This window comes from Anditalea andensis (assembly GCF_000714815.1).
GTDB lineage: Bacteria > Bacteroidota > Bacteroidia > Cytophagales > Cyclobacteriaceae > Anditalea > Anditalea andensis.
In genome coordinates this window covers 233,189-239,231 of the sequence record NZ_JMIH01000021.1, presented here as the reverse complement: position 1 = coordinate 239,231, position 6,043 = coordinate 233,189, and the positions used below count along the sequence as shown (strand labels likewise).

General features: G+C 38.5%; 7 protein-coding genes. 2 read left to right on the top strand and 5 right to left on the bottom strand.

What is annotated here, in order from left to right:
• Positions 1–53: 53 nt before the first annotated feature.
• From EL17_RS12925 to EL17_RS12915, 3 genes are all read right to left on the bottom strand, one after another.
• Positions 54–578, bottom strand: coding sequence for a GNAT family N-acetyltransferase (locus EL17_RS12925; RefSeq protein WP_035074608.1), 525 nt, complete (start codon positions 576–578; stop codon positions 54–56).
• Positions 579–697: 119 nt separating this feature from the next.
• Complete coding sequence (prfA, locus tag EL17_RS12920; protein ID WP_035074606.1) at positions 698–1,774, bottom strand: peptide chain release factor 1; 1,077 nt, start codon at positions 1,772–1,774, stop codon at positions 698–700.
• Between the two features lie 349 nt (positions 1,775–2,123).
• Positions 2,124–2,348, bottom strand: coding sequence for a hypothetical protein (locus tag EL17_RS12915; protein ID WP_164675080.1), 225 nt, complete (start codon positions 2,346–2,348; stop codon positions 2,124–2,126).
• A gap of 417 nt (positions 2,349–2,765) precedes the next feature.
• Between EL17_RS12915 and EL17_RS12910 the strand changes: the two genes are divergently transcribed.
• Positions 2,766–3,425: a Tll0287-like domain-containing protein gene (locus tag EL17_RS12910; protein ID WP_051719991.1), complete on the top strand. Its 660-nt coding sequence runs from the start codon at positions 2,766–2,768 to the stop codon at positions 3,423–3,425.
• A gap of 10 nt (positions 3,426–3,435) precedes the next feature.
• Positions 3,436–3,636 (top strand): PspC domain-containing protein, encoded by a 201-nt coding sequence (locus EL17_RS12905; RefSeq protein WP_035074599.1) that lies wholly within the window; start codon positions 3,436–3,438, stop codon positions 3,634–3,636.
• Between the two features lie 2 nt (positions 3,637–3,638).
• Here EL17_RS12905 and EL17_RS12900 read toward each other — a convergent pair whose 3' ends face one another.
• Both EL17_RS12900 and EL17_RS12895 read right to left on the bottom strand, forming a co-directional pair.
• Positions 3,639–4,550 (bottom strand): AEC family transporter, encoded by a 912-nt coding sequence (locus EL17_RS12900; RefSeq protein WP_035074596.1) that lies wholly within the window; start codon positions 4,548–4,550, stop codon positions 3,639–3,641.
• The gene (locus EL17_RS12895; RefSeq protein ID WP_035074594.1) at positions 4,534–6,042 is read right to left on the bottom strand and encodes an FAD/NAD(P)-binding protein; all 1,509 of its coding nucleotides are present in this window, start codon (positions 6,040–6,042) and stop codon (positions 4,534–4,536) included. The genes EL17_RS12900 and EL17_RS12895 overlap by 17 nt, the downstream gene beginning before the upstream one ends.
• Position 6,043: the final 1 nt, after the last annotated feature.

Genomic DNA, 6,043 nt, shown 5'->3' with positions numbered 1-6,043 from the left:
CCTCCCTTTTTATTGAAGTAATGATTAACAAATGCATTGGAGTAAATTGTACATTACAATTCGGATCTCAACCTCACATATTGGAATAGATCTCCTATTTCACCATGCTTGATGAAAGCATTTTTGAGTACGGCTTCAGCCTGGAAACCAGCTTTCTCCAATACCCGCATGGAAGGAATGTTAAAATCATATATCTGGGCATAGAGCCGTTGTACATCAAATTTTTCGAATAGATAGGTGGTGAATATCTTTACAGCTTCTGTCGCTATACCTTTACCCCAATAAGTTTCTCCTATCCAAAATCCAATCTCCATATTGGTTCTAAGCTCATCTTTACCTCGTTCACATCCGATGGCACCCACCAACTGGCCATCCAGTTCTATCGCCAGATTTTGGGGAGGATTAAACTTCTGGTTGTATTCTATCCAGTGGCGGGCATCATGAATGGTATAGGGCTGCGGATAACTGTCTTTTAGGTTTTTGGCTATATTTTGATTGTTAGCCAGAGGATATAATTTATGGAAATGGGAATCCGTCCATGTAGTAAGGGTTATTCCATTGTCTCCGTTGATTGTCATATGATTGTTTTAAATAATAGGTTGGTTTACTAAGATCTATAAAAATAACGGAAAGGCATAATAATACATATTAAACTTCCGGTTATTAAAGGAAAAACTAACTCCACCTATACTATTGATTATTGATCTACTCCTCCCATTTTCATTTTTTCTGCATTTTCAGCAAACCTTAAAGCAGAAATAAACTCTTCTATGTTGCCTTCCATTATATCAGGGAGATTATATACTGTTTTGTTGATCCTATGATCAGTTACACGGCTTTGTGAATAATTATAGGTCCTGATCTTATCTGATCGGTCTCCGCTGCCCACCATTGATCTTCTTTGTGCTCCTACATTTTCGTTATGTTTAGCCAGTTCTATTTCATATAATCTAGAACGCAATACCTTAAGTGCTTTGTCAAAGTTTTTGATCTGGGATTTTTGATCCTGACAGGTGACGATCATTCCCGTAGGTAAGTGGGTAAGCCGAACGGCAGAATAGGTGGTGTTTACAGACTGACCGCCAGGTCCTGAGGAACAAAAGGTGTCTTTTCTGATTTCATTCATATCAATATTTACCTCCACATCATCCATTTCAGGAAGCACTGCTACAGATGCTGCCGAAGTATGAACCCTACCCTGAGTTTCGGTAGCTGGCACTCTTTGGACCCTGTGGACACCGGATTCATATTTCATCATGCCATAAACATCAGCACCTGATATCGTACTCACTATTTCTTTATACCCTCCAGAAGACCCAAAGGTAAGATCAAGAACCGTTAAATTCCAGCCCTGCTTTTCACAGAAACGCTCATACATTCTGAAAAGATCGCCGGCAAATATAGCGGCCTCATCACCTCCGGCACCGCCCCGTATTTCCAGAATACAGTCCTTAGAATCATTGGGATCTTTGGGGATCAGCATCTGTTTCAGGTCCTTTTCCAGTACCTCCTGACGTTCTCTCAGCTCATCGATCTCCAGTTTGGCCATTTCCCGGAAGTCAGCATCCTTTTCTTTATCCAGTATTTCTTTAGAACTGGTTATGTTTTCCATTACCAGTTTCAGTTCATCATATAATTCTACGACCTTTTCCAGGTCTTTATATTCTTTGCTCAGCTTGGTATACTTACTCATATCAGACATGGCATCCGGCTGTATGATCAGTTGGCCCACTTCTTCAAATCGTTCTTTAATGGCTTCTAATTTATCAAGCATATATTTTTACCTTTTATAGCTTGCAAAATTAAGAAAATTAGTGGGAAATAGGGGATCCCTATCTAATATACAATGAAAAATAAGAAGAACATGGTTCTTTGCAGCCCACTAAGGATGGCATTTAGCGCTTAATGGTTTTTTCAGGAATTATAAAAAATGAGATACTTCCCAGAAATGCCTACAGATCAAATCTGACGAAAATCGGTATTCTGAAATTGATAAATCCTATGAGCGGCTGATCATATTGATTAACTGCAATTTTGCTGATCTGCTGGTCTAAATTCATTTATTTTACAGGGTTGCCGATCCAATCATGGACAAATATAATATTACTGTCCTGAGAGTCCGCTTACAAATCGCTTTTGCCTGAAAACAAAATATAAATGTGATCCTGGGAAATAGCTGCATCGAGGCAGCCAAATTTATTTCCTTTCTTCATGGCTGCACTGACTACTCTTCCACTTGATGCTGTAAAAGTGGTTCCCCAGTGATGGATTCTTTTGGTCAATCTAATGGAATTATCTTCTGTAACTTCTATTATATCCAATAAAAATGCATTTCGAGATCTAGACACGAACTTATTTTGATAATTGATAGTCTTTATCCGTATCATACACATAAAGCATCGAGTTGAAAAGATATAAACTGGTAGCCTTGTTTATTTCTTCTGATGAATTTAAACGAATTGATACTATTTCTTCCACTTTTTGGAATCCGTACTCATTTTCACCGGATTTGCCTTTATTGGATTCACACACGTAAATAGAAAAAGTACCAAAAATTTTTATGACATCAGATTAACTTATCTTGGTGCTCTACTATTACTTAGAATAATCATAGGGGTTATAGGATGTGTTTTTTAACCCTAAATTCAAATTAGAACTACATAAAATCGCCTTCAAAACTAGGGTAACAAATGGAGGTGGTCTGGACCAAAATTTTTACATCTTCCATTTTAAAGGTATATTTATGTCAATAAATATTCATGATCATGAAATCCATTTCCTATACCTACTTTCTACTTTGCCTTCCTATCCTATTCTCCTGTAACACTGAAGAAAGAGTCAGCAGGGAGGTTTTTGACAATGTCAAACGGGAAAGTGCGGTCAAAAGAATAAGCGAAGTCCAAATTGTAGAAAAAGCGCTGGCTATGGGAAATGAAATCAGTGATGAAGCGCAAGAGCAGTTAATGAGTACTTTGCAAAATGCCATAGAAGAAAATGGTTTAGTGGGTGCTCTGAATTTTTGCCAGGCAGAAGCACTTCCAATCGTAAAATCGACGGGTTCAGATTATGGGGTAGAGATAAGACGGGTGTCTAACAGGTTTCGGAATCCTGCAGATCAGCCCAAAGCTGATGAGGAAGTCCTTCTTGGGGCATATGAATATAACCACGAAGCCGGTATAGCCAGCGAACCAAATATACAGAAGTTGCAGAACGGGGAAGTATTGCTCTATACTAGGGCCATCACTATCCCTGGTCAGTTATGCCTAAATTGTCATGGAGATATATCCACTGATGTACCGGCCGATGTAGCAGATACCATTGATCAATTGTATCCCGAAGATAAAGCCAAAGGCCATAAAGTAGGGGAGCTGCGGGGCATGTGGGCTATAAGAATACCAAGAAAAGAAGTGATCAGTAGACTATAAAAATAAAACTATGAATAAAAAACTTACACGTTCTTCACGAAATAAAATGGTAGCAGGTGTATGTGGGGGACTGGCCAATTATTTTGGTATCTCTCCTAACAAAATGCGATTAATCTATGTGCTTATTTCTATATTCAGTGCCGCCTTTCCCGGGCTATTGGTATATGTGATATTATGGATATTTCTTCCCGAAGATCACTTATATCTGTAACTTTAAAAAAACTGGATAACGATAGGGATCAGTACCAAACTGATAGCCATGGATAACAAGATCAATAATGCTGACTCCTCTTCTTCTGACCCAAGAAAGGAGGCAAATACCGTGACATTTGCTGCCACAGGAAATAGTGGTATCAATGCCATTATTTCTCGGCTTTCGCTGTCTATTTCATCTAACCATAAATATTCTACGGTCATGATAATGCCCATTATAAAAATGGCAGAAAGGGATCTAAGCCCCATGAATTTCCATAGATAAGCCCAATCCAAACCCTTTATTTTTAAATCACTGATGTTCATTCCGATGATCAGCATCCCAGCAGCCGAAACGATATAGCTAAAAACATCTGTAACAGGCTCTGCTTCACCGGGTAGCTCCACTTCAAAAATCTTTAAGACTACTGCTAAACCAAAAGCATATAAAAAAGGAACTTTTATTATTTTTAATAATGAATCTTTGGTTCCATTTTTTGTTTTACTTACCTGATAATAGCCAATCACATCACCATATAGGGCCGTCCCAACATATATGGTAATCAAAGTAGTGACTCCTCCTTGACCATATAACGCCAAAACAGTCGGAATCCCAAAAAACGCAACATTAAAAAAGGCAAAAGAACTGGAAACCAGGTATGGATTTTTGTCCTTTGCGAAAGTTTTATTCGCCAACAATGCAGGGAGATTCATCATGGCAGCCAGACTGAATGACATCACTGGCAAAATGATTATTGTGGATGCTTCAGCCTCCAATATATGATTAATGACGAGGATCGGCATTAATATATAAATGAGGGGTGAAGTTATCCAATCTTTTTTTATCCAGCCCTTTTTATCTACCCATGCCCCTATAGGGATAAACAGCAAATAAGGACCGATCTGACCTAAAAACTCAAGAATCTTCTCCATACCTCACTTTAAAAATGATGTCTTTGGTAAGAGAAGAGATTGATCTCACATTATACCAGACAGCATTTACGTCGAGCAGCATGCCATTCACCATATGGCCTGTAGCATATATACCATTGATAGATTTTGAGTTTAAAGACTCCATGGTCAGTTCGTTTATAAGTGCTCCGCCTCCTTCATAAGGTCTTATCAGACCCTTTTTTACCAAATTGGAAGTCAGGGTGCAGTCCATGGCTTCAAGTTTAGAAGGACTGCCGGTAGCGTTGATTAATTTATCCACATTTTGGATATTATCTGATCCATAACTTACCTGAAATCCAACCCCATCATTATTGATTTCACCTACTTCTGCAAAAACATTGAGAGTCCCAGATTCAAATAGTGGCAATAATTTTTTAGCGTTGGCCAAAGGCATTCCATGCCTATTGATCGTCCACTGCGGACCTAACCATTTTTTGAATAGGTTCTTTTGATCTCTGGTAAGCCAACTCCACAGCGTGGCAGCATCGTATCTTAATGAATAAGCGACGTTTAATAACGGATCACCTCCCTTTTCTGCTGCTGCTATATCTTCTTTGAGGAAGTCATATGGATCACCGCCCATTCTATCCAGCTTTTTCCAGTCTAATCGTTTTCCATATTGCTTTTCGACCTCTTGCATGAAAAGCCGGAAAATTTCAGTGACTCTTGGAGCCCGGAAATGCTCTCTTTTTATCTTATGAACATTATTGAGGGTGAGTATTTCCCTTTCTATATCCTTATTATGAACAGGCTGTACTCGAGGTAATAGTCCTTCTATAGAAAAACAGCTTATTTTTCCTTTATGGCCATTATCTACAAGGGTCATGATAGTATCTATGCCACTTAGACTTGAACCTAATATCCCGACATGATCTTCAGGATCTACCAATTCCAATACTTTATGGGAAGGCCAGGGTGTATTTAAAAATTGTGGATATTTTTCAAATGATTTAAAATTGGTCGCTTCAGGATTTCCCAGTGCCAAGATGATATAATCACATTTGATAGGATCTCCATGCTGAAGAGAAACTATAAATTTATTATCTTCATAATCTACATCATAGGCTTCATCACATACCAAATTAGCCTCAATCCCTAAGACCTTAGCCTTATTTAAATAGTAGGTAAACTGTTCATAAAGATAATCTCCATACATAATCCTGGAAGTATAAGCAGACTCTATATCTCCGGTATCTTCTACTTTACCTCGTGCCTTATCAGCATTTTCACTTAGCCATTCTGTAAAATGATTGACCTCCCTAGAATATATCCCCATCAGTTCTGACTGTGTATTAAGCAGATGTCCTTTTTCCTCTGAACCGAAAGCCAGTCCATAGCCGGCCTTAGAGGATTTTTCGATGATCTGGATTGCCACCTTATCTTTTAAGTCTTGTGTGGTGATTTGGATAAAAAGTTCGATAAAAGCAGCCACTCCACAGGCTCCTCCTCCTACTATACAAATGTTCTTCATT

What these genes read in the sequence shown, in the direction of transcription:
- EL17_RS12925 (WP_035074608.1), bottom strand. Translation starts at nt 578, where the DNA reads ATGACAATCAACGGAGACAATGGAATAACCCTTACTACATGGACGGAT.
- prfA (WP_035074606.1), bottom strand. Translation starts at nt 1,774, where the DNA reads ATGCTTGATAAATTAGAAGCCATTAAAGAACGATTTGAAGAAGTGGGC.
- EL17_RS12910 (WP_051719991.1), top strand. Translation starts at nt 2,766, where the DNA reads ATGAAATCCATTTCCTATACCTACTTTCTACTTTGCCTTCCTATCCTA.
- EL17_RS12905 (WP_035074599.1), top strand. Translation starts at nt 3,436, where the DNA reads ATGAATAAAAAACTTACACGTTCTTCACGAAATAAAATGGTAGCAGGT.
- EL17_RS12900 (WP_035074596.1), bottom strand. Translation starts at nt 4,550, where the DNA reads ATGGAGAAGATTCTTGAGTTTTTAGGTCAGATCGGTCCTTATTTGCTG.
- EL17_RS12895 (WP_035074594.1), bottom strand. Translation starts at nt 6,042, where the DNA reads ATGAAGAACATTTGTATAGTAGGAGGAGGAGCCTGTGGAGTGGCTGCT.